The organism is Clostridioides sp. GD02404 (assembly GCF_045898275.1).
Taxonomy (GTDB): domain Bacteria; phylum Bacillota; class Clostridia; order Peptostreptococcales; family Peptostreptococcaceae; genus Clostridioides; species Clostridioides difficile_A.
Map to the genome: position 1 here is coordinate 41097 of NZ_JBJOCA010000020.1, position 24470 is coordinate 65566.

25 protein-coding genes are annotated in these 24470 nt (G+C 27.5%); 3 read left to right on the forward strand and 22 right to left on the reverse strand.

From position 1 onward, the window contains the following. Window positions 1–26: 26 nt before the first annotated feature. The 12 genes from Q3287_RS12795 to Q3287_RS12850 form a co-directional block, all read right to left on the reverse strand. The gene (locus tag Q3287_RS12795) at window positions 27–809 is read right to left on the reverse strand and encodes a PhzF family phenazine biosynthesis protein (RefSeq protein ID WP_407964162.1); all 783 of its coding nucleotides are present in this window, start codon (window positions 807–809) and stop codon (window positions 27–29) included. Window positions 810–840: 31 nt separating this feature from the next. Continuing rightward, window positions 841–1602 (reverse strand): EFR1 family ferrodoxin, encoded by a 762-nt coding sequence (locus tag Q3287_RS12800; RefSeq protein ID WP_407964163.1) that lies wholly within the window; start codon window positions 1600–1602, stop codon window positions 841–843. Window positions 1603–1621: 19 nt separating this feature from the next. Further along, the gene (locus Q3287_RS12805; protein ID WP_407964164.1) at window positions 1622–2848 is read right to left on the reverse strand and encodes an RtcB family protein; all 1227 of its coding nucleotides are present in this window, start codon (window positions 2846–2848) and stop codon (window positions 1622–1624) included. A gap of 249 nt (window positions 2849–3097) precedes the next feature. Further along, window positions 3098–3928: a class I SAM-dependent methyltransferase gene (locus Q3287_RS12810; RefSeq protein ID WP_054270241.1), complete on the reverse strand. Its 831-nt coding sequence runs from the start codon at window positions 3926–3928 to the stop codon at window positions 3098–3100. Window positions 3929–4281: 353 nt separating this feature from the next. Then, entirely contained in the window at window positions 4282–5184 is a 903-nt protein-coding gene (locus tag Q3287_RS12815; RefSeq protein WP_407964165.1) for a radical SAM protein, read from the reverse strand. Window positions 5185–5237: 53 nt separating this feature from the next. After that, window positions 5238–5699: a pyrimidine dimer DNA glycosylase/endonuclease V gene (locus tag Q3287_RS12820; protein WP_167640196.1), complete on the reverse strand. Its 462-nt coding sequence runs from the start codon at window positions 5697–5699 to the stop codon at window positions 5238–5240. 51 nt (window positions 5700–5750) lie between these two features. Beyond that, window positions 5751–6206: a peptide deformylase gene (gene def, locus Q3287_RS12825; RefSeq protein ID WP_054276658.1), complete on the reverse strand. Its 456-nt coding sequence runs from the start codon at window positions 6204–6206 to the stop codon at window positions 5751–5753. After that, the gene (locus Q3287_RS12830) at window positions 6187–6441 is read right to left on the reverse strand and encodes a helix-turn-helix transcriptional regulator (protein WP_054276657.1); all 255 of its coding nucleotides are present in this window, start codon (window positions 6439–6441) and stop codon (window positions 6187–6189) included. Before Q3287_RS12830 ends, def begins: the two co-directional genes overlap by 20 nt. A gap of 96 nt (window positions 6442–6537) precedes the next feature. Further along, window positions 6538–7254 carry an ABC transporter permease gene (locus Q3287_RS12835; RefSeq protein ID WP_407964166.1) on the reverse strand — a complete coding sequence of 239 codons (717 nt, stop codon included), beginning with the start codon at window positions 7252–7254 and terminating at the stop codon, window positions 6538–6540. After that, window positions 7251–7934, reverse strand: coding sequence for an ABC transporter permease (locus tag Q3287_RS12840; RefSeq protein ID WP_231300894.1), 684 nt, complete (start codon window positions 7932–7934; stop codon window positions 7251–7253). The genes Q3287_RS12835 and Q3287_RS12840 overlap by 4 nt, the downstream gene beginning before the upstream one ends. Next, window positions 7931–8776, reverse strand: a complete 846-nt coding sequence (locus tag Q3287_RS12845) for an ABC transporter ATP-binding protein (RefSeq protein WP_407964167.1) — start codon at window positions 8774–8776, stop codon at window positions 7931–7933. The genes Q3287_RS12840 and Q3287_RS12845 overlap by 4 nt, the downstream gene beginning before the upstream one ends. A gap of 114 nt (window positions 8777–8890) precedes the next feature. Then, a complete protein-coding gene (locus Q3287_RS12850; protein ID WP_054276654.1) occupies window positions 8891–9481 on the reverse strand; it encodes a TetR/AcrR family transcriptional regulator in 591 nt (196 codons plus the stop codon). Between the two features lie 277 nt (window positions 9482–9758). On the opposite strand from Q3287_RS12850, the gene Q3287_RS12855 reads away from it, so the two are divergent. Then, complete coding sequence (locus tag Q3287_RS12855; RefSeq protein WP_054270232.1) at window positions 9759–9992, forward strand: hypothetical protein; 234 nt, start codon at window positions 9759–9761, stop codon at window positions 9990–9992. 215 nt (window positions 9993–10207) lie between these two features. Here the strand turns inward: Q3287_RS12855 and Q3287_RS12860 are convergent, their stop codons facing one another. From Q3287_RS12860 to add, 5 genes are all read right to left on the reverse strand, one after another. Beyond that, entirely contained in the window at window positions 10208–12595 is a 2388-nt protein-coding gene (locus Q3287_RS12860; protein WP_407964168.1) for a cell wall-binding cysteine protease Cwp13, read from the reverse strand. Between the two features lie 192 nt (window positions 12596–12787). Then, window positions 12788–13543, reverse strand: a complete 756-nt coding sequence (locus Q3287_RS12865) for an acyl-CoA dehydratase activase (protein ID WP_407964169.1) — start codon at window positions 13541–13543, stop codon at window positions 12788–12790. A gap of 24 nt (window positions 13544–13567) precedes the next feature. Continuing rightward, complete coding sequence (locus tag Q3287_RS12870) at window positions 13568–14719, reverse strand: double-cubane-cluster-containing anaerobic reductase (RefSeq protein ID WP_054270229.1); 1152 nt, start codon at window positions 14717–14719, stop codon at window positions 13568–13570. 195 nt (window positions 14720–14914) lie between these two features. Further along, the gene (locus Q3287_RS12875; RefSeq protein WP_407964170.1) at window positions 14915–15655 is read right to left on the reverse strand and encodes an EcsC family protein; all 741 of its coding nucleotides are present in this window, start codon (window positions 15653–15655) and stop codon (window positions 14915–14917) included. A 71-nt stretch (window positions 15656–15726) separates the two neighbouring features. Beyond that, on the reverse strand, window positions 15727–16716 hold the full coding sequence (gene add, locus Q3287_RS12880; protein WP_407964171.1) for an adenosine deaminase: 990 nt from the start codon (window positions 16714–16716) through the stop codon (window positions 15727–15729). Between the two features lie 245 nt (window positions 16717–16961). Here add and Q3287_RS12885 point away from each other — a divergent pair, with 245 nt between their 5' ends. Both Q3287_RS12885 and Q3287_RS12890 read left to right on the forward strand, forming a co-directional pair. Next, the gene (locus tag Q3287_RS12885) at window positions 16962–18182 is read left to right on the forward strand and encodes a sodium/glutamate symporter (protein WP_054276651.1); all 1221 of its coding nucleotides are present in this window, start codon (window positions 16962–16964) and stop codon (window positions 18180–18182) included. A 97-nt stretch (window positions 18183–18279) separates the two neighbouring features. Continuing rightward, window positions 18280–18504: a ferrous iron transport protein A gene (locus Q3287_RS12890; protein ID WP_021384566.1), complete on the forward strand. Its 225-nt coding sequence runs from the start codon at window positions 18280–18282 to the stop codon at window positions 18502–18504. 219 nt (window positions 18505–18723) lie between these two features. Here the strand turns inward: Q3287_RS12890 and Q3287_RS12895 are convergent, their stop codons facing one another. The 5 genes from Q3287_RS12895 to grdG all read right to left on the reverse strand — a co-directional run bounded on the left by Q3287_RS12895 (window position 18724) and on the right by grdG (window position 24305). Continuing rightward, the gene (locus Q3287_RS12895) at window positions 18724–19158 is read right to left on the reverse strand and encodes a hypothetical protein (RefSeq protein ID WP_407964172.1); all 435 of its coding nucleotides are present in this window, start codon (window positions 19156–19158) and stop codon (window positions 18724–18726) included. A gap of 90 nt (window positions 19159–19248) precedes the next feature. Further along, entirely contained in the window at window positions 19249–20607 is a 1359-nt protein-coding gene (locus Q3287_RS12900) for a sensor histidine kinase (RefSeq protein ID WP_407964173.1), read from the reverse strand. Between the two features lies 1 nt (window position 20608). Continuing rightward, window positions 20609–21325, reverse strand: coding sequence for a LytTR family DNA-binding domain-containing protein (locus Q3287_RS12905; protein ID WP_236730074.1), 717 nt, complete (start codon window positions 21323–21325; stop codon window positions 20609–20611). A gap of 301 nt (window positions 21326–21626) precedes the next feature. After that, window positions 21627–22934 carry a sarcosine reductase complex component B subunit beta gene (grdF, locus tag Q3287_RS12910; protein WP_407964174.1) on the reverse strand — a complete coding sequence of 436 codons (1308 nt, stop codon included), beginning with the start codon at window positions 22932–22934 and terminating at the stop codon, window positions 21627–21629. An 84-nt stretch (window positions 22935–23018) separates the two neighbouring features. Then, complete coding sequence (gene grdG, locus Q3287_RS12915) at window positions 23019–24305, reverse strand: sarcosine reductase complex component B subunit alpha (RefSeq protein WP_054270220.1); 1287 nt, start codon at window positions 24303–24305, stop codon at window positions 23019–23021. Between the last annotated feature and the right edge of the window lie 165 nt (window positions 24306–24470).

The window sequence follows — 24470 nt, forward strand, 5'->3', positions numbered from 1 at the left end:
TTGTCAATGTTGATATCAATTAATTTCTAAGTATCGATTTTTATTGTTCCCTGCATAAATAAAACTGCTTCACCAGAAATTCTCACAGTATTATCTTCTAATAATTCACACTGAATTATACCACCTCGATTAGACAGTTGTGTTGCTACCATTTTATTTTTTCCTAATCTTTCAGCCCAATATGGAATTAAATTACAATGAGATGAACCAGTTACAGGGTCCTCTGAATCTAATTCTGGACAAAAATATCTTGAAACAAAATCTGTATTACTCCCTTGTGCTGTAATTATTATACCTAACCAATCTGTCAATTTACGCAAATTTGCATAATTAGGTACATAATTTATAACTTCTTGTTCACTATTTAGTAATAAAATTAAATCCCTTGAAGAGTAAATAGCACTTGGTATACAACCTATCAAATCAATTTGTTGTGGTGATAATTCTATTTCAGTAGGCATTAGTTTTGGAAATGTCAACTCATATAGATTCCTATTTCGTGTAACTTTAAGATTTCCACTTTGAGTAACAAACTCTATTTTTTGAATATTACTATCAATAAAATTTGATATTATATAAGCTGCTGCCAAAGTTGCATGCCCACATAAATCAATTTCTGCTTTAGGAGTAAACCATCGTAATTCATAATTTTCCTTATCTTTGACTATAAATGCAGTTTCTGGAAGATTGTTTTCTTCTGCTATTTTCTGCATTAATTCCAAAGGCAACCTCTTATCAAGTACACAAACTCCAGCAGGATTTCCTTTAAATAATTTACTTGTAAATGCATCAACTATGTAGTATTCCATTCCTTATACTCACTTCCTAATTTCAATTTTCTTATATGTATTTCTCAATATTACTCTGTTCAACAACCATTTTACCTAATAATGTGATTGCTTGCTTAGGACAATTATTTACACACCGATAACACATTGTACACTGACTATTGGAAACAACCATCTCATTTTTAATTACTAAATTATTCATTGGACATAAATCAATACATTTACCACATATGATACATTTATCATCATTTATTTTTAGTTTATCTGTATATCGATTCATTTTATTAATAAAATATAGTCTTTGTCCAAATAGTCTTACAATATGACACAAAAAACCTAATCCATCTTTTGGTGGTATCCCATACTTCAAATCTTTACTAGCTTTCTTTATTTTATTTTCTGCTTTTATTACTAAATTTCTATTGTAATCCAAAGAATGTTTTAATACCTTTTCATCCCCTATACTATCTGGCATCTTTATGTGTAGCCCACCAACAGTAGTAGCTCCATATTTTTTAAATATTCTAGATAAAACACCAGAACCATCTCCACTAAACAGAGCCATAGTGGCAATAATAAAAATACGTTTCCCATCCCACAAGGATGAATTATTGATTATAAAATCTTTTAATATTTTAGGTACATTACTATATTGTACAGGATAACCCAAAACAATGTCCTCATGATTGTGGATGTATTTTAAAAGTTCACTATCTTCAATAGAATAAGAATTTGCTGTTGTATCGTATTCTTGTAAAAATTTTTCTACACAGTATTTTGAATTACCTGTTCCACTAAAATATATTCCTAACATTGATTTACTCCTACAATTATTAATTTGATTTAAAATTATAAATAGGTTTCAATATATTAATTATGTCAACCGTATCTCTTATATTTTCTACAATCTCATCAATTGGTTTGTATGCTTGAGGTGCTTCGTCAATAGTCTTAATATTTACACTTGTTGTAAATATATTTTTCATAGATTCTTCATAATCTTTCATATTTATATTTCTTTTAGCTTCTCCTCTTGAAAGTATGCGTCCTGCACCATGAGGGGCAGAATTAACCCAATCTAAATTGCCTTTGCCTACTCCCAATATAACACCATCTCTCATGTTTATAGGAATTAGTAATTTTCTACCTTCATATGCTGCTATAGCTCCTTTTCTTAATATCTTGTTTTCAATTTCTATATAATTATGTATAGTTTGAAAATGTTCTAAATCATTAAATTTAAGACCTATGCATTCTTCAATTATTCTTTTGGCCATTGTATCTCTGTTTAATTCAGCATATCTCTGTATAATATCCATATCATGAAGATAATCATCCATTAGTCTTCCTTCTAAATAACATAAATCTTTTGGTATTTTAGGAGTAAAGTTATGCTCTTTTTTAAGCCTAATCAATGCATCTTGAATCTCATCTTCTCTATTTTCCTTTTTATACTTCTCTATAAGTCTTTTACTATCGTCTTCAAATTCATTGTTGGCTCTGATATAATAATCATAAGCTTTTTTTTGATAGCATTTTGCTACTCTATTTCCAAGATTCCTACTACCTGAGTGTATTATTAAATACTTATTTTTTTCATTATCTTCATCTAACTCAATGAAATGATTTCCTCCTCCAAGACTCCCAATTGCCCTGTTATATTCCTCAGTTGCTTTTCCTATATCTTTTAAACAGTATAATGATTCTATTTCTTTTTTGTAATTTGCCTTACTATATTTATTTATATTAAATCCATGCGGTATTTTCTCTCTTATGAAATCATCTATTTTTTTAAAATCCAAATCTATTTTACCTAGATTTGCACATAAAACACCACAACCTATGTCAACTCCAACAAGATTTGGAACAATTTTATCTTGTATTGTCATGACAGTACCTATTACACAACCAGCACCTGCGTGGCAATCTGGCATTATTCTTATCTTAGACTTAGCTGTAAACTCCTGATTACATAATTCTATTATCTGACTTATAGTTGTACTATCTACATTATCTGTAAATATTTTTGCTTTATTACACTTTCCTTGAACCTCTAACATCAATATCACATCCTTTTTAGCTCTTTTGAGATATATGTTACTTTTAATAGCATTAATTGTTTTAAAAGATATCTAAATAAATTTTATATAGAAATAACAATCTAAATATTAACTCTTACTTTTGTATAAGTAAATTTATAATGTATTAAAAGTAACATAAAAATTCCCATTTTTCAATATATGTGTTTTTCTTATATTATTTTATTATTATCGGTTTCAAGTTTTTATTTATCCATTTAGAAATATTTATTATTTCTGTAAAACTAATCCCATAGTCATACTATCATCAGAATATGCCTCACCTTTAACATTACTAAAAAACTCAACAGATTTAAATCCAATATCTTGAATTTCTAATAAGAAACTTTCTTTTGAAAAATAGTGATTCCAAATATAAAATACATTTTCATGTTTTTCTGTCATCACAAGGGTTTGCTCAAGTGTATTATAATCACTGTATTTACAATTATCTTGTATACACATATATCTTTCGCTACTCCAAAATCCTCCATCTTCATTTATTTCCCAGCTCTTAATCTCTTCAAAATCATTGTATTTATTTATTGTAAATACATCTAATATCAATTTTCCTCCAGGTTTTAAACTTTTATAAATTTTTTCCATTAACAATCTTCTGTCTTCAGTTGATAAAGCTCCATAATCACAATAAATTAAAGTAGCTAAATCAAATTCTTCATTGTAATTCATACTTAAATAACTTTGAAATAAATAGTTTATATTTAAATTCGTTTCTTTATTTCTATTTTGTGCATATTTAATAGAACGTTTTGAGAAATCAATTCCGGTTACCTTATATCCTTTTTGCGCAAATCTCTCTGCATATAATCCTGGGCCACATCCTAAATCAATTAATTTAGGATAATCTTTTGGACTTGCAACTGTAGCTATCCAATTTACAGAATCCTCAATAAAGTTAAAATTTCTACTTGCTCCTTCAAAGTCAACATCTAAATGAGCTTTTAATAATTGTTTTGAAATGTACTCGTCATTCCAAAAATTAATTTCACTTCTTTTGTAAAGCTCTGGTCTTTCTAAATACATACATAATTTGTTTAACAAAACATACCACTCCTTAAAATTTTTATTTTTAAAATAAAAAAACCACAGAGTTTACTCTGTGGTTTAACTTCAAAAAGATGAGTTTAAATAAGAGTAAAATAGAACCAAATATTTTTAAGCACAACAATAAAACTGTAGTTTAACTTTGTTTGCTTATTAAATTTGATTTTATTCACTCTTTTCCAGAAATACTTATATCAACGATTTTATGATATCAAGTATCACCGAACAACATCATCCTTTCATATTTTTATTTTATGAATTAATTATATATTTAGTGTTTATATTTGTCAATAAGATTTAATTTAAACATTTCACAATCATTTCTCTAAAAATATTTTTTATATCTGAAATTAATCAAAAAAAGATAACTGTACATCTTGTGTTTTTTTTAATTTTTCATTCATTACCTTAGAGTAACTACTTGATAAATAATGTTTGTTTCTAAGTTCATTGACCATTTTATACAATTGATTTTTATACTCTCTATTAGATGAGCCTGTACTATATAGTATTGATAATTTATTAAATAATTCAGGAAACTCTTTTTTAACAAAGTCAAAAAAGACACCTCTAGTTAGCCCTCGTAAGTACAATATCCCAGGCAAAACGTAATGTACATTACATTCTCTTGCATATGTAAATAAAGAATTTATATTCTCAAAATCATCTGTGATATACGGTATAATTGGCATAATATGCAATCCAACTGATGCGTTAGTTTTTCTGAACTCTTTTAACATATTAAACCTTCTCATTGAATCTACACCATTTGGTTCAATAAGTTTTTGTATATCTTTATTTACTGTTGTGATTGTAGATGCTATGTTTATGTATGTAATCCTAGATAATTTGTCAATCAAATCATAATCTCTCAAGATTAAATCCGATTTTGTGGAAATAATAGCCGGTGTCTTATACTTTATTAATAGATTTAATATTTCTGGCATAATTTTATAATCTTCCTCTATTGGTTGATAGCTATCTGTAACACCACCTATATTAATTACTTCTCTGTTCCACTTACTGCTTCTAAGTTGTTTCTCAAGTTTTTCTACTATATTCGTTTTCACATAAATCTCTTCAAAATAATTATTAGAATTAATATATTTATGAGAATAAATAGCATAGCAGTATTTACATCCATGCTCGCATCCACGATAAATATTTAAATCCCATTTATAGGGCATACTTTTTTTTAATTTATTACAAGCTATTTCACAATCTATTGGAATATATTTTACCTTAGTATACAAATAATCACCTCTTTATACATAATAATATCACAATATTAAATCATAATAATTAATTAGAGTAGGTAATTTCCAGACCATAATTTATAATCTTCACCATATTTATAAAGTAATATATTCCATTCATCCATGGGTATTCCTCCACAGGTCGCTTTTTCTTCTAAATTATATAAGCACTGCCTCAAATATATTTTATTGTGCCAAGAATTATATAGATTCTCTAAACTTAAACTATGCACCTTAGATATATCATTTGAGAAATTGTTATTTTCCCACTTTAATATACTTATATATTTGAGTTCATTAGGCTTATAATTTCTCTTTAACATTTCATCATGTATAATTCTTGTATAAAACTTAAACTCATCTATACTATAATCCAAGACCTTATTAACTAATAGATGATTTGGTGTACCTTTTTTATCTATAGAACCTTTTATAGCAAGTAGTTCTCTCCATTGACTCACTAATTGATTTTTAGGTAATACATCAATTAAATCCTTATGCCATAATCTCATAATTTAACTCCTCACTATAAAATATTTTCTAAATTTAATCCTAAGTATATCTTATAACTTTACATGTTCAATAATTTTATCTGTAAAAACTATACCATTTAAATGGTCTATCTCATGACAAAGACATTTTGCCATAAAACCTGAACCCTTAATTTCTATTTTTTCACCATACTCATTTAAAGCTTGTACTGTAACTTTTTTCGGTCTTTTTAATTTTCCCCATGTTTCAGGAAAACTTAGACAACCTTCAACAACAATTTGTTCTCCTTCTTCTTTAACAATTTCAGGATTAACAAGCTTAATAAGACCTTCTCCTAAATCTATAACAACTAATCGTTTTAATACTCCTACTTGGCATCCAGCCAGTCCTCCACCATTTGGTGTATTATACATAGTCTCTGCCATATCATTTAATATCTCTCTTATCTTATTATCTACATTTTCTACATACTTACTCTTTTTTCTTAAAATTTCATCATCAAAAGTTCTAATCTCTCTTAGAGCCATAATGTTCCCCCCTACTTATCTGTGCTCTTGATTTTCTTTCACTTTCTTCAAATAAAAATACACTCTCAATTGGCTCATTAAAAACACTTGAAATATCATATGCCAACCATATTGAAGGTTCATTTTTACCAGTTTCTATAGCATTTATCGCCTGTCTAGACGTTCCAACTAATATGCCAAGTTGTTCTTGTGTTAAACCTAATTTTTCTCTTAATATCTTTATTTTATTTTTCATACATACTCCATTCATGTAATGTTAACCTTACATTTCAAATGTAACATTTTTCAACCTCAATGTCAAGTTAACCTTACATTCATTCTATAAATTGTCTTACTTGATTATTTTTTTACTAAATTTTTTAAATAGTAAAAAAATCCATACTAATGATATAAAAAATGAAATAAATACATATATATAATTACTTTCCTTAAACGCCTTTGACAACCAAAATGTTGGCAAGAAAAAGAGAATATATTGTACTCTATTAAAAATAAAAAATGGTGCTAAAATACCCATTATAAAAACACCTGATAATTTAGTAATAGCCATTCCTTCCAATTTATTTGAGGATAAAGAAATCACCAACATTGATGTAATGGTTGCTTGTAACAAAGCTATTAAAGAAATTAATATGTTTGACAAGAAAGTGATTTTAGTTAAAGAAAAAATCATTAATAAAACTACTGTAATAGCAAATGCTAAAATAGTTGGTATTCCAAGTCTTGAAATAAGATAACCAGTTTTACCAAGTGGGGTTACTATTAAATACCTTGAAATATTGTCATCAATCTCTCCTAATATGACCATTGTAGAAGCAAAGGAGAACATAAAAGGTGTAATAAAAGCCATAAGCAAATCAAACATCAAGAAATATGACTTTAAATTTAACTGATAGTAAAGCTTATCAGACAATATATCTTGTATTAATGGTATTCCAAATTTTATAAATACTCCACACAGTATTGGAGAAACACATACTGCAAAAAGGATTGCATCTCTTTTAACTTGTCCAAACTCTTGTTTAAAAGCATTTATAATCTTTATCATAATTTTACTCCACCTACCTTTTTCCAACTACTACAAATAAAATAATAGGTTATAAAATAAGTTATTATTATCATTAATATTAAAATTAAAATATTAATTACTATAAAACTTTTATCCCCACTAATAAGAGAAATACATACATTAAAAGGATAAAAATCTATATATGATTTTGTATCAATAAATACATTGAGTATTGGTGGAATAAAACATATAATCTCAATAGGAATAGTTGAAACAATAAACTTATTTAAGCTAGATACTCTACTTGCAATCATCAATCCAAGTAAGGAAAATATAACAGAAGAAAAAAAAGTTCCTATAATTACTATTACAATGTTATCTAAATTTACTGCACTGGCAATAAATATAGCAACAATACTAGATATTATTCCTAGTGAAATTACCTTTGATAAAATGTATTCTGACACTTTTACTGGAGATACAGTTAAAGAATTTAAAACTCGTTGACTTTTCTCAAGAAGCACAATAGCCCCCATAAAAAACAATCCCATCGCTGCTGGGTCAGAATAAATCATAATTATGGCTATCTTTTCTCTCATAAAAGTCGGAAATACATTGATAACACAAATATATATAATACTTAAAATAATATATAAAAAATAAAAACCATATTTAAATTGAAACTTTATATCTCCTACTATAAGGTTTTTTAGTCTCATTGTAAGTTCCTCCCTGTTATCTCAATGAAAATATCATTTAATGTTGGTTCGCTACTATGTATTGATAAAAGTTTATTTTTTTTAATAAGCATATTCAAATTTTTGTCATTACTAGTATTGTTCAAAAAACATTCAGAAGTTTTTTCTCCATTATCAAAATAAGTATATCTGATTTTTATAGCTCCTTTTGACATGATAAGGTTATGTGGTGTATCTAATGCAGATATCTTTCCATTTACAATAAACGCTACCTTATCACAAAGTTCTGTTGCATCCAGCATATTATGAGTTGTTAAGATAATAGTTTTACCTTTAGATTTTTCTGATAAAATTATGTCTTTCATAACTTTGCTGTTTGATGGGTCAAGACCACTTGTTGGTTCATCCAAAAATAAAATATCTGGATTATGTAATAAAGCTTTTATAAAATTTAGTCTAGATTTCATCCCTTTTGAATATTCAGATATCTTTTTATTTCCTTCATTTTCTAAACCTACTGATTTTAATAGTTCATCAATAGGTAGCAATTTTTTGGAATATAAAGAACCAAAATATTTTAGATTTTCTATTGCAGTCAATTTTTCATACAAACTTGGAAATTCAAAATCAACACCTATATTTTCATAAAATTTATTTGAACATTTTTTACTTTCTATTCCATTAACAACTACACTTCCTTTGTAATTGGTTATCATGCCAATTAGAATCTTTTGTAGTGTTGATTTTCCTGCCCCAGATGGACCTAAGAATCCTAGTATTTCCCCCTTCCCTACTTTAAAATTAATATTTTGTAAAAAATCTCTATCTGTGTAACTAAATGATAAATTATCAACCTTAATCATTTTATACCATCCTTTCTACTTTTTGACCATTTTAATTATATAGTCAATAAAAGACAATTTTTTTTGTTTGTTAACTATTCTCTATAAAAACAATTAGCAAACAAAAGTTAAACTCTACTTTATAAGTTGTATAACTAATCCATGTATCATTAACCTTAAAGCATCTTCAAAGCAATCACTTCCAACTTCTCGTTTATATAACATAGTAAGAAAAACTGCTCTAAAAGCGCCACTAAAGCTTTCTATATCCTTATTTTTTGCATTTGGTATATAAGATATAATCTCTCCAATTTCAAAATCATCATGTTTGAAATGTTCTTCCATTATCGAATCTGGTAACTTTCGCATTAAGATTTCAAGTTCTCCACTTACCATAATATTTAAAATCGAAGTACTATCAACTAGTTTATAAAATTTCATAAATATCTCTGTCAATTGCTCACATGTAATATTTTCATCTATCCTTCCTATTTCGTACAGAATCTGTTTCTGTATAGAATCATGTATATCTCTAAGTACCTCAAAAAAGAGTACTTCTTTTGATTGAAAAAATAAATAAAAAGTTCCTTTTGGTATTTTTACCCTTCTTACAAGCTCATCAACAGTAGTCTTTCTGATACCATATTGCTCCATACATAAACTTGCTTCTTCCTTGAGCCTTTTTATTATATACTCTCTTTCTTTATCAGAATATGATTTAGGCATTTTTTCTCCTCCATTTTGACTAAAATATTTTATACAGTCAATATAATACTTTTTTTATTAACTGTCAATAGCTTTATTAATATACTTAAAAATCTTCGAAAATTCTGAATTTTTTATAGCATTTTTTATTCTATAGTGTTATAATATAAGTATAAATAATATATTATTCTAATTTTCATATCTATTTGCTTATTTTTTAACTTAGTTTCTAATAGAAGTAATCATATTCATCTTTTTAAAAATTTCATTTTTAATAAAAAATAAAGGAGTTGATTTCATGACTACTACTACAAAGAACCGTTTTCAAGATTATGTACAAGAAAACTTAAATAAATATGTTGAAGTGCATTCTTATTTTAGCAGTTGTCCTCTATATGGTGAAATTATAGAAGCAGACAGCTTATCAATTACACTTTGCTCAAGATATATAGATGACTCTAATCCAACTTTAAACGAAACTTACACATTATATTTACCATTAAGCTCAATAATATCTATTAGAACACTATAAAAAGTTAATTATATATGGGTTATTTATATATAAAATGCAAAATTTTCTGTATAAAATAACCCTTTTTATTTGTGTTTTTAAATGTATAATGTGCAAATTAAAAGCTGAAAATAAAATTTTATAATTATTGATTATTTTATTTATCAATAATTTAAAATAATTATTTTCAGCTCTTATTAATAAAAATTACTAATACATATTAATATTTAAGTATCTTATTTAGCACTCTTTAATTTTACTAACTCTTTAAATGCATTTTGATTTGCTCCACCACCAACTTGAGTTACTTTTTCTAAAGTCTTGTTTTTAAGAACTTCTTTTTGGCTATCAGCTAATTTGTCTCCAACTAAAATTACTGGTGAACCAGTTTTAGCCCCTAGAGTACCAACTGCCAAGCCATCTATCAAATCATTTTGACTCTTAATTCCATTTTTAACTACAAATGCATTTTTTAAAGTATCTTTTTTATAAAAATTATCTATTATCTTTGAATTAGTTTCATCTCTACTACTACCAGATAATCTAATTGGATTTTTCAATTTACTCTCTAAATTACTTGATAAAGATACTGTTCCTCCAATAATATAAGATTTATCTATATTTAGTGAATTTAAAAAGTCATCAGCTCCTTGCAATTCGCTTTTTTCATTTGCAAGTATAATTGGTATATTATTTTCTGCTGCAGCTGCTCCTACACTAATGGCATCAGCTAATCCCTTTACTCCATTAACAACTGCTATTTGAGAAACACTTTTTATACTATTTAGTTTTTGAGCTAATAGTAAACTTGTCTTATATCTATCACTTCCTGATATTCTCTCTATTGATATGTTTAAGTTTTTTAATTGTTGTTCAATTTCTTTACTTATAGAATTCTCTCCACCTATTAAGTATACTTTCTTAACACCTAATCTTTGTATCTCAGCCTTAGTCTTTGAATTCAAAGTTTCTTTTTGTGTTAATAGTATTGGCGAATTGATAGCAGACGTAAAAGGAGTTGCTGCTAATGCGTCCACTATTGAACCTCCATTTACTAAAACTACATTTTCTGAAGAATTAAAACCATTTTGACTAACTTTGATAGCAGTTTCATATCTATCACTACCAATTAAAGACTCATTTGGTATACTCTCTCCAGAAGACTTTTCTGTAACAGCTTTTATAGTGAAATTACATGGATAGAAGTTGCTATCTCTATTTATATCAAAGAATTTTCCAGTACTATCTATAACGTAACTTTCACCTAAATTAGCTTTTGCTTTAAATGTATCGTATCCTGGTACATTTGATTCAGAGCCTATAGTTGATTCTCCATTTTTTGCCTCTATACTGACTACAATTGCTCCTTTTCCTGCTGGTATATCAAAAGAATCAATTGGAACTGTTATGTATCCTGAATATTGTGCAGTACCTTCTTTTAACTTTTTCATATTATTCTCTTGAGGTATACCATTTACTACTGGAGCATAATATACTTCATATTTAGCCCCTATACTCTCAGTTAAGAACATTACAGATTTTAGAGTCTCATCACCTCTATTAAAATCAAATACATTTGCAGCTGTTATTTTGTTTGAAATTAAAGGAACAATACTTGCATAGTCATGTTGATACATTTTTTCGTCATCATTTGGCTTTTGACCACCTTTGATTGAAAAGTTATCTATATCAGACATAAGTGTTTTATCTTCATAAGATATCCAGAAATATCCATTCTCAGAATTATAATCTCCCCAGCTATTTTTTATTAGCCAAGCACCATTTTTTGATGGTTTAATGTTTGCATTAAAATTGTCTTTAGAATAGTTATCATCCCAGCCCACAATTGAAATAGCATGATTAGTATTAAAACTTTTTGTTGGACAATAGTATGCATTTTGATTTTCACTTTGATATTTAATATCTTCATAATAACCAGATGTTACTGCTCCATACTGCAATATAGCATTTTTTGTAGAATTTATATCATTACTTACACATACAGCATCTGTTACATTAAAAACAGTTGGAGCTGTATTCATATTAGTTGGCTTTGTAGCTCCTTGTGCTTTAGATACTTTACCATTGTATGGAATGTCTTTTTCCAATTTAGGACCTGACCAAGATGTTAAATAGCCCATAGCTTCATAATTTAAAGCACCATCCATGTCATTTACAGTCCATCCATATTCACCCTCTGAAGCCCACCATCTTAGATGTTCTTCTGATAAATCATAATCTCCATAGTTATTTAATTTCAAGAAACTCTCTAAAGTTGCCATTGCAGCGAAATCCCAGCATATTCCTAGATTTTCTTGATTTTTTACTGATGTCATAAGACCTAATTTTCTAGGGTCATAAGATGCTGGTGCGGTTCTTCCTTTACTCTGAATTTGAGTACCTTCCAGTTGATATGGATTTGGTATAATACCATTATATTTTTCTGTACGTCCATTTTTAGCATCTTTTAGATATTGTTTATAAGTTTCACTGTATTCTGCTTTTTTTATCTGATTCAATGTACTACTACTGTCAGCTGATACAGGAATTGTTGACATTACTAAAATAGATATTAAAAATAGTGCAACAAATCTTGCTACTTGTTTTGAAGCAAATTTCTTCACGCGTTCTCCCCCTCACTTCGAGCTAATTTTAAAAACTTTAATGTTATATATGATTAAATATAAATTATTTACAAATATATAATCATTTAAATCAATTATACCAAAGTTTCCCTTTATAAATAAACAAAATAAAATAAAAAACTGGATTTATCCCAAATAAATCCAGTTTTCTTGTTTTATTTTTAATATATTTTATCTAAACCCTATTACAGCAGCCCCTAAAGCTCCCATTATTTGAGTATCTTCTGCAATAAAAATTTTTCTGTCCAGTATTTCTTCTATCATTTTTACTAATTCTTTACTCTTTGCAAGTCCTCCAGTAAATGCAACTTCATCTATTATCTCACCTCTTGCCAGCATTGAAGTAGATTTATTTGCAATAGATTTAAGTATCCCTGCTGCTACCTCTCCAGTAGAAATATTTTGAGCTAAAAGACTTACAATTTCAGATTCAGCAAAAACTGTACACATACTAGATATATTAACTGGATTATGTCCTTGAGCTAATGTATCAATACTTTCTATATCACGCCCCAAAAGATTAGAAGTAATTTCTAAGAATCTACCAGTTCCTGCAGCACACTTATCATTCATTATAAAATTAAATACATTTCCATCTCTATCTAAGTTTATAACTTTACTGTCTTGACCACCTACATCTAAAATAGTCCTTATATTCCTATTTAAAAAATAAACTCCTCTAGTATGACAAGTTATTTCTGTCACTTTCTTATCAGCAAAATCCATTACTCCTCTTCCATAACCTGTCCCTACTACTTTTTTTATATCTTTTTTATCAATTTCACTACTTAACAACTCATAGACCTGTTTAGATGTACTTTTAGGGCTCCATCCAGTTGGTATAATTATTTTCTTAATAATTTTTTCACCATCGAATAATACACCTTTTGTTGCCACTGACCCTGAGTCTACTCCTATACTAAACATAATTCCTCCTACTTTTATGTATTCCTACAACATCTCTACAAACGCTTCAAATCTAGTTCTCAATTGTTCAGTATCTGATTTTGAATAATCAGTCTCAAGAGACATAAATGGCTTGTTTTTTTCTTTTGTAACAAATTCTCTTATTCTATAACTTTCTATATTAAATGTATGACATGCTTGTAAAACTACATCTATTACAGCATCAACATTATATTCATCTATTATTCTATCTAATAATTCAATACGATTATCATTATTCATCATACAAGAACATCCTATGTTTATATACTTTTGTGTTAAAGCATCATAAACATCTTCTATTTCTTCATCAACTAACAAATCATTTGATCTAATAGCTCCACAAAGTTCATATGCCACAACTGAAGCTCCTGCATCTTCTAAAGTCTTAACTATTTTTTCGCTTATTCCACCAATAGGAGAACCTGTTATTAATATTCTTGGCTTATCTTTTTTAACTGGACATTCTCCTTTTTCATATCTTTCTTTCATATCATCTATGACTTTTCTTAAAGATTGCTTAAGTTCCGTACGGTCAAATTTGAAGCCTGCTTGATATAAAACATTATGTAGCTCAAGCCCTGTAAGTGCAGATGGTTGCAATTTACCAAGCGCATAAAACTCTTTTAAAAGTTCTCTTTCTTCATTTTTATCTTTTATAGCAGCTCTTATATCATCTTCTGTTATAGTCACACCTAAGGATTTCTCAACCTCATCTTTTAATCTTATCATTTCATCCTTCCAAAGCTTATAGGCAAATTCACCTTTTGATGTATTTGGAAGATGCATTACATAAGTTGGTTTAACCTTTGCAAGTTCTTCATACATCTTTTTCTTACCATCACAAGTAGTTTCTCCTATTAATAAATCAGAAAAATAGAAATATGGACAGGTATCTGTTATTGCATGCCCATAACTTGATTTTATTAAAGGACAAAGATTTCTTGGAAGTACTCTTTCTGCATCTGGTATTGGCTCTTCACTAACTCCACATACACCTACTACAGTTGCACCAGCTGCCATTGGAATTTCAACTGGAGTGAAGGTACAGAAAACTCCAACCATCTTTTTCCCACTTTCTTTAAGTTCCTTTGCATTTATAAATCCTTTTTGTCTAGCTTCATTAAAGCTATCAAATTGTTTTGGCAAATTTGTCATGAAAATATTCCTCCCAATTACTTTTCTTCATAGTTTAGCTTGTATTTTAACAGTAAGAACTAAATTTTTCCATTAAAATACAAGCCTTTACATTAAATTCTATCATGCTTTACCTTTTATCCATAATCGTTTTTATCAATGCAAATCCAAGTATATATAGATATATTGTATAATCAATTTTATCTCTTGTTATACTTATAAATTAAGTTCTCTAATTCTCAATCTATAAGCATACACAGCAGTTTCATGCAGTTTATCAATTAATTTTCCATTTACATAAAATCCTACAAATGCTCCTATTCCAGGCATTAGTTGCAGAAATTTAGCTAAATCTAAATAATCTCTGTATTCTTGTTGAAATGTCTTCCAATCAAAATCGTTAATATCTTCTGGTAAACTCTTCACATATTCATCCCAGTTATTCATCAATTTAAAAGTTTCATTTATATGCTGTTGGCTAGAGAAAGCCAATTGTAATATACTTAATATATAAATTCTTTCTCTATAATCCTTAACATCATAACCATATATTGAAGCAACATCATATAAAAATTTTATTTTAATCCCTAGAAGTAGGGGAAAATCAGAAAGTCCTAATAGAATTCCTCCAGCCCCTGTTCCTGCTCCTTCAATCATTGCAGTAGTTTTGTAATTTTTAGCTTTTTCTAAAACTAATTTTTCTCTTTCTTCTAATGTCATATTTCTTATTGGTGGTTTTGTAGCGTATTTGTACCCAAACAACACAGTCTTTGTCATACCCTTTATCGAAGAAGTTATTACTTCATGGTATTTATCTGGCAATACTCCATTAACTTTATTTTGTATACCTTTTGATGCCTTATCAAATATGGAAGGTTTCTTTAATATATTTTTCTTCCATTCTTCAAGTTCTTTTTTAGCTAGTTTAATATAAGAGATGTCTTCATAACTTTTCACGTTTTTTCTCCTAATCTAATATATTTTTGTTGATTCATTAAATGGATTTAAAGTTTAAATAGCTTAATCTGTTAAATTAAGCTATTTAGATACTTTTTAGTTTTTTCATCTGCAAAACTAGCTTCTACTGTATTTCTGTACATTAATTTATAATCTTTTAATCCTAATTTAAATGTACTAAATATAACATTTAGTTCTGAATTTAAGCTTATATCCGATACAGTCCTGTTATCTGTATTTATGCTTACATGTAAATTATCTTTATAAAAATTATAAAATGGATGTGTCTCATAAGAATCTACTGTTTTAGTTTGTACATTGCTAGTTGGACATAATTCAAGTAATACTTTTTTATCTTTAACTAAATTATAGGCCTTTTTATGTTTGTTAATTTTTACACCATGACCAATTCTATCCGCTTTTAAAATATTTATCGCATCTACAACATTTTCTCCACTTGCTGCTTCTCCTGCATGTACTGTAACTTTATATCCATATTCTCTTGCTAATTTAAAAGCCCCCTCATATTCCTTACAAAAACCTTCTTTCTCTGGCCCACATAAATCTACTGCAACAACACCTTTATTTACAAATGATTTTCCTTCTTCAATTACTAATAATGCCTCTTTTGAAGTCATAGTTCTCATACAACCTAATATCAAATTTCCTTTTATATCATAAATACTTTCAGCTTCTCTAATACCTTCTATTATACTTTCAATTATGCTTTTAATACTCATACCTTTTTGGGTGTGAAGTAATGGTGCAAATCTAATTTCAATGTATTTTACATTTTCTTTACTTGCATCTTCCAAAAGTTCAAAAGCAATTCTTTTTAAATTTTCCCTAGATTGCATTACTTTTAAAGGCAAATCAAATTTTTCTAGATATTCATCAAGTGAAGTACAATTAAAAGAAACTTTTGCTAATTTTTTTATTTCATCAATATTATCTGAAGGTAAATCTATTTTCTCTTTAATAGCTATGTCAAACATAGTTTCTACTCTAACACTTCCATCTAAATGGCAATGTAAATCTATCTTAGGTAAATTTTTAAACATTTTATCCTCCTACTAATAACATTCTAAACATATTTTTAAGTCTTATTTCTATTATATCAATATACTAAGGTTTTTCATTCTAAAAAAATTATATCTCTTTAAAATATTTTAATTTATGATTATCTAATTATATCTACTGATTTTTATTAATATACATTTATTAATATACATTTGATAATAAAATTCTAGTACATGAGAATTTAAATTATACAATTAATATTTTAAATTACAAAGGAGGACTTATTTTGATTACCTTAACTTTTGATATGGTACAAACCTTAACACTATCTATGTTATTTTTTTTAATTGGTAATTTATTAAAGAATAGAATTAACTTTTTAAATAATTTCTGTATACCTGCTCCAGTAATAGGAGGTCTGTTATTTTGTTTTTTAAACTTATTTCTTAAATACTTTAATTTAGCAGATATATCTGTAAGTGGAAATTTAATGCCAAATTTTATAACCTTCTTTTTTACAACAATAGGACTTGAAATAAGCATAAATCTTATAAAAAAAGGTGGTAGTGTATTATTTAGATATTGGATTTTGTGTGGAGTACTTGCATTTTGTCAAAATATACTAGCTATTACAATATCAAAGATTATAAAACTTGAACCTCTTTTAGGACTTATGTGTGGTAATGTATCTATGGAAGGTGGTCATGGTTATTCTGCTGCATTTGGACTTACAATAGAAAATCTTGGTGTAAATGGAGCGGTTGGAGTTGGCCTATCTGCTGCAACAATAGGACTTATTATAGGTGGTATATTAGGCTGTCCTGTAGCTAGATTTTTAATAAACAAATATAAACTAAAACCCTCAACAGATATAGATTTATTAAATTCTAATTACAATAGAAAGACAAATAAAATAAGAAATAATGACTTCTCTCAAACAATAACACCAACTATATTTTTAGAACAGGTACTTATCATATTTATTTGCATAAATACAGGAGAAATCATAAGTAGAATATTTTATATAATGTTTAATATTCTTTTACCTTCTGTCGTAACTTGTATGTTCTCAGCCGTTATTTTTAGAAATTTAAATGATAAAATAAATATACTGAAATTAAATTTTAAACTTATTAATTTTCTAAAAGAACTTTCATTAGGAATTTTTTTGACTTTATCACTTATGAATATAGATTTATTTGAATTATCTACATTATTACCTCCTATTCTTCTAATAGTAACTTTCCAAGTGATTTTTATAATCCTATTTTCAGTATTTATCTGCTTTAGAATTCTTGGAAAAGACTTTGATTCTGCCATCATAATAAGTGGTTTAATTGGACATGGAATAGGGGCTACTCCAAATGCTTTAGCAAATATGAGCTCTTTGACACAAAAATATGGTGATTCTCCAAAAGCATTTTTGGTAGTTCCACTAGTAAGTGGATTTTTGCTAGATGTTATCAGTATCCCTTGTATATTATTTTTCATAAACATACTAAGTTAGTATGTTTATTTTTTTGTTATATATTGACAATTTGCTATTTTTGTTATATATTATAAATATAGAATTTGATAATGATTTTCATTAGGAGGTGTTAATAATGACTGTTTACAATTTAAAACTTGGACAAAAGGGAGTTATAGACAATATAGCTGGGAATGAAAAACTTATGAAAAGACTTCTAGCTTTAGGATTAATAGATGGCACTGAGGTTGAAGTTAAAAAGATAGCTCCTCTTAATGACCCTATAGTGATTAGATTTAGAGGATTTGATTTGGCTATTAGAAAATCCGATGCAAAGAATATAAATTTAAAAAATAATTAATATATAAGAATAAAAAAGAGATTTTAAAATCTCTTTTTTTATGTGTATAGATAACCTTAAATTGATACTACATCAGTATAAAAATTATTAATACAGACTCATAAATAATACTCTTATAAAACCACATATAAATATCCATAGGTATGTTAATTGCAAATAAATATATCTATGGATACTATTCCTTAATAGTACAAAATAAAAAATATTTTTATAAATAAACTATATTGGTCTATTAAATTTTACTTTTGAATCTTTATCATCTTGAACAAGACTATATGTATTATCCCATTGCTCTCCTTCATCACTTCTCTCAAAAACATCATACAATGTTTTTATATTTTCATTAGTAAAAGGTTCTTTTCCTTTCTCTAATAGGTCCTTGTTTACTTCTGAAATATTATTTTGTTCTCCATTTGCTTCTTGTGCTTTATTTCCTTTTAGCTCTTGAATTTTATTTTCAATCTCTTCTATTTCTTTTTTTAAACTTTCTATTTTTAACTTGGCTATTTCACTGTCAATACTCTTATTACTTTTTACTTTCTCTATTTCATCTTGCAATACTTTTTTCTTTTGTTCTAAACTTTGTATCTCAGTCTGACAATTATCTGAACTATTTGTAATTGGTGCTTGACCACTTATATTTCCTATTTTCATTTTAGCAACCTCCTATTTTCTCTATATGTTAAACTTTTTTATTTAAATACATAGTATTGCTTACAAAGTTTATTTTCAACTGAATTGTTCTCAAATACCAATATGTTGTAATGAAATAACTAACATTATACTTATTTGAAAATAATCTGATGTGTTATCTATACTTATAGCTCCTTGATATTTCTTTGCAATTTCTTTTATATTTGAAATTCCTATACCTGAGCCACTTGTATAATTATTTATTGGGTTATAACTATTCTTTATTTCTATCAAAAAAAATCCACCTTCTAGCTTGCTAGAAAGCTTTAAATACCTATTTTGTTTATCTACAAGCCTACAGGCTTTAATTGCATTATCAATAGCATTTGCAAATACTATACATAGATCAAAATCCTTCATATTAGTGTCTTGTGGTATGATTACTTCACAATCCACCTGTATTCCTAATTGCTTTGCTACACTCAATTTATTATTAAAAAGAGCATCAATGACAACATTTTGTGTATTGCAAGAAAAAGACAGGTCACTTGTCACTTTTTCAAGTTTATTTAAATAATCTTGTGCTTTTGAAATTTGTCCTTTTTTCAATAATCCATTGACAATAGCTAAATGATTCTTAAAATCATGTCTAAATGATATAGTTTGTGATAACCGTGACTTAGCTTCTTCAATATAGCTTTTTTGAGCATAAATTAGTTGATTCATAATTTCCTTCTCTTTATCTACTTCTAAAGATTGCATAAGTTTCTTAAAGGTGAATAGAGAAAAAAATACACATATAGTTCCAATTATAGAAAAAAGAAAAGCTTGTATTGCTTCAGTCAAAGATGTATTTAACAACAATTTTGCAGTCTGAAGTTTTGTATCTATATTTATATATGAACTACTTTTAAATGCTCTCATAAATAATATTATAAATAACAATGGAGTTATTAAAATTGCTAAATACTTATCAAATTTGACAACTTCAATATTAAATTTTTTAGCACTATAGCAATATATAAATCCAGCTATTATAATAGTAATTGAAGATGATATCCCAACATTTATATAAAATTTATAAATATTTGTATTTGCATTACTAAGAAATATAATATAATTTAATGGAGCTGTAAATCCATATACTAACTGTTCAATTATATATACTAATAGAGATGATACTATAGATAAAACTGTAGATTTTTTTATGATGTGATTCACAAATAAAAAAGTCATAAGAAGAAATAGAATCTGTGAAGAAAATAAATTATTTAAATTAAAATATGTACCTATGATGATTAACAGAAATGAAACTAGCGAATACAAAATAAAACTCCAATGTTTTGAATTAGTATTTGTAAAACTAATTAGAAAATAGTATTGCAATATTACCATCAAAAGTCTATATATGATAAAAGAAAATAAAAAACTATACTTTAAAAATAAATCAGAAGAAAATAAATTAATCATACTATCTCCTCCTATTTTTCATAAATTCAAGCATAGCTTCTGAAAATATTTGTTGGCGTAGTCTAGAAACTGGTATCTTGTCTCCATTTTCCATAACTGCATTACCATTTTCATACCCATATACAGATTGCAAATTGATTATATAGCTACGGTGACATCTAAAAAAGTTTGTTGGCAAACTTCTCTCTAAATTATCAATGGTTCCATAATAATCTATAGTCTCTTTTTTTAAGTGAACGTAAATCTTTCTTTTTATGACTTCACAATATAAAATATCTACAATTTTCAATCGCCAATATGAATAACCTCTTTGTATTGTGATATAATTATTTTCATTATTCTCAAGTTTTATAACTATCCTATCCAAGGTTTTATATAGTTTCTCATTAGATAATGGTTTTATCAGATAATTTATAGCATCTACTTCAAAAGCATCATATACAAATTCATTTAAAACTGTAACAAAAACTATAAAGCAATCATTACCATATGCTCTTAATTTTCTAGCTGTCTGCATTCCATTAATCTCTTTCATTTGTATATCTAAAAATATAATGCTAAACTTTTCGTGATTGCATAGTAAATCTTCTGCTTTATCAAAAAGTTCTATATTACACAGTAGATTATTTTGCTTCATATATAATTGTACATTTTCTTTTATATGATTTAACATGTATGATTCATCATCACAAATGGCAATTGAAATCAATATATACACCTTCTTTCTTGTTATTATTCTAATTATTATATAAAGTTAATTTTTTCTATTCAATTAAACTGTTCTAACATGTTGAATATATGTTCCAAAATGTAATAACCTCACTTTTCATAGTATATCTAATTTAAATTTATGTATCAAGATTAAGTCAAATTAATTTATCATTTTATAAGCCTAATTTATACATATATAAATAATTCTTACTATATTTAAATTTGCATAATAAAAAAAGATATCATAAAATAATTTAAAAAAACTATTTTATGATATCAATTTTAATTAAAGTGTTATATTATTTTTATTATTCAAATACGGTTTGAGTTTCTATATCCTCTTTTAAGGCATTTAAAGCTTTTAAAACTATCTTCTTTCTAATCTTTTTACTTTCTTCTTCTCCTAGATTAGGATTTCCAAGTGGGTATGGTATTCCCACTGCTGGAACAATCCTATTAGCCCCTATTGTAAGTGATATTGGTACTACAGTACAAATATGAACAACTGCTATACCAGCTCTTTCTATCTCCTTTACCATCGTTGCTCCACAACGAGTACAAGTACCTCATGTAGATGTTAAAATTACAGCATCCACATTATCTTCTAAAAGTTTCTTTGAAAACTCTTCCCCAAACCTTTTGGAATTTCCAACACTTGTTCCTGTTCCTGTAGTAGTAACAAAATAATTTGCCAATTCTCCAATTATACCTTCTTTTTCAAGTTCCCTAACTACATCTAGTGGAACAACTAAATTTGGATTTTCAAGTACATATGCTCTATCATAACCTCCATGTATAGTTGTAAAATCTTTATTTGACATAGAATCCATATCTGTTAAATCATAAATTCCATACTTAGTAGCACTTGAAGACTCAATTTTATCTGGATTATCAATCGGAACTATCCCTCCAGAAGTTACTAGTGCAAGTTTTATTTTAGATAAATCCTTAATAGGCTTCATAGGTGTAACCCTATCAAACTCAGGCATTGGATACTCAGTTTCAAAGTTTTCTCCCTGCATCTTTTTAACCAACATATCAATTGCTCTTTCAGAACCTCTAAGTTCATGGAAGAAATTTTTTCTTATTCCTCTCATTATATATCCTTCTTCTTCAGGAGAACCTATTTCTTCTCCTCTAACCAGTTTAAGACCTAGCTTTGTCATTATTGGAACTACTTTTCTAAGACTAGCTGCTGAATTTCCAGTAGATATTATGTGTAAATCTAACTTAAACATGTCTACTCCAGGGTTTTCTTTATACATTCCTGTAATTGCAGGAATATTTAGCTCATCTTCAACTGCTTTACAAATAGCTCCACAAGCTACTCCATATCTACCTGCATTAAACGCAGGCCCTGCAATAAATAAATCAGGTTTTTCGTCTTTTATCATTTTTAAAAGTTCTTGAGTTGCACTTTCAATATTCTCTCCAAAATACGTATCTCCACAAATTACAGTTGAAATTATTTCTGCATCATCATTAAATTGACTTTGAAATGCCATTCCAGGTCCTACTGCTCCCTCTCTTTTCTCTGGTGGAATGTCTGCTTTTTCTTCTCCTCCTATACCAGCAAAGAAATTATTTATATAATGAACCACTCTGATTTTACTCATATCTTAACCCTCCAAAACACTTTATAGTTATACATTAATTAGAACAATGATTACTCTAACAAAACTCTATATTCAACCATTTATTTAATAATATCTTGCTGTCAGATGATTATAACCATTTGCTATAGTTGAAGCTATTATTATTTGTAGTTCTGCATCCATGCTTCCATCATCATTTAAACACCCTTTATACCCACCAATCATCATTTCAACATATTCCAAAGTTCCTATAATTTTCTCCATTGCTGGAAAATGAACCACTAAGTTCCCTTGACCACAAGAAACAACTGCATCTGCTTCTTTAGTAGCATCTGCTATAGATTGACTCTTTCCATCCTTCCCAGGAAATTCATCTGTTATCAAAACTACACTTGCTCCAACTTCACTACACTTTTTACAATTCATCATTAAGTCAGTATCTGGATTTCCATAACCTTCTTCTGTAACTAGTACTCCATCAACACCCAAAAACTCTATTAATTTTGCCACCATATCAGAACTTCTCTCTTTATCAACTAAGAATACGTTTTCATTGGTCAAAATAACACCTACAAAGTTTAAATCTTTTCCATGTCTTTTATATAAGTCATGTATAACTGGATTATTTAAATGATGGAATGTAGTGACCTTATCACATGGTGCTACACAGTTTCCAGAGATTATAGCTCCATCCATTATTTCAGTTGGATACATAAAAGTAGGAACTATTTGTTTAGCATCTACTCCATAATAATAAGTATCATGTAAAAGTCCTTGTGATTGTAACATATGAACATATGCTACTGTTGGTAGGTCTGGATATTCTTTTACTTGTTTTAATAATGGTTTTGTCTCATATACAATTATTTCATCTGGCTCAACTTCTCTTCCTGCTTCACCTATATATGCACCTATTTTCAATCCAACAATTCTAGCTGCTTCCTCATAGTCATGAGTACCTATACCATCTTTTGCTTTTATAACAATACATATATTATTTGTTTTTGAAAAAGGTGTATATTTAGCAGTAGGGCCACTCATATCAATTACACCTTCTTGAAATCCAACTATATTTCCACAAGTTACAACACAAGCTCCTAAAAGTACATGTGTTCTTCCACTTCCTACAGTCTTTACTTTGTTTATAATTCCAGGAAATATTTTACTGTCATCTCCAATTTTAACTCTAGGTTCTATTACATCTTTAACTGGAGCTATTCTTACTGACTCACCAGGTCTTGCAAGTTCAACATTTACATTTACAATTCTTTCATCTTCCAAGGCTATTTTTTCTATTTCTTTACTATTCACATATAATACTCCATTTTTTACTTCCGTCTTTTCTCCAAATTCAACATTTTTTATAAATATATTCCCTAGCTCTAGCTTCATATGAAAATCCCCCTTAATATATTTAATCGCAATTAAAAGTATTTATTATTACGTTTATTCATATATAAAGCATTTTCTATGCCAATTATTTAAGATGTGTATTATATTTATTAATGTTATAGAGATTTTCATTTCTAAGTTTTATAAGTATTGAATTTAACAATA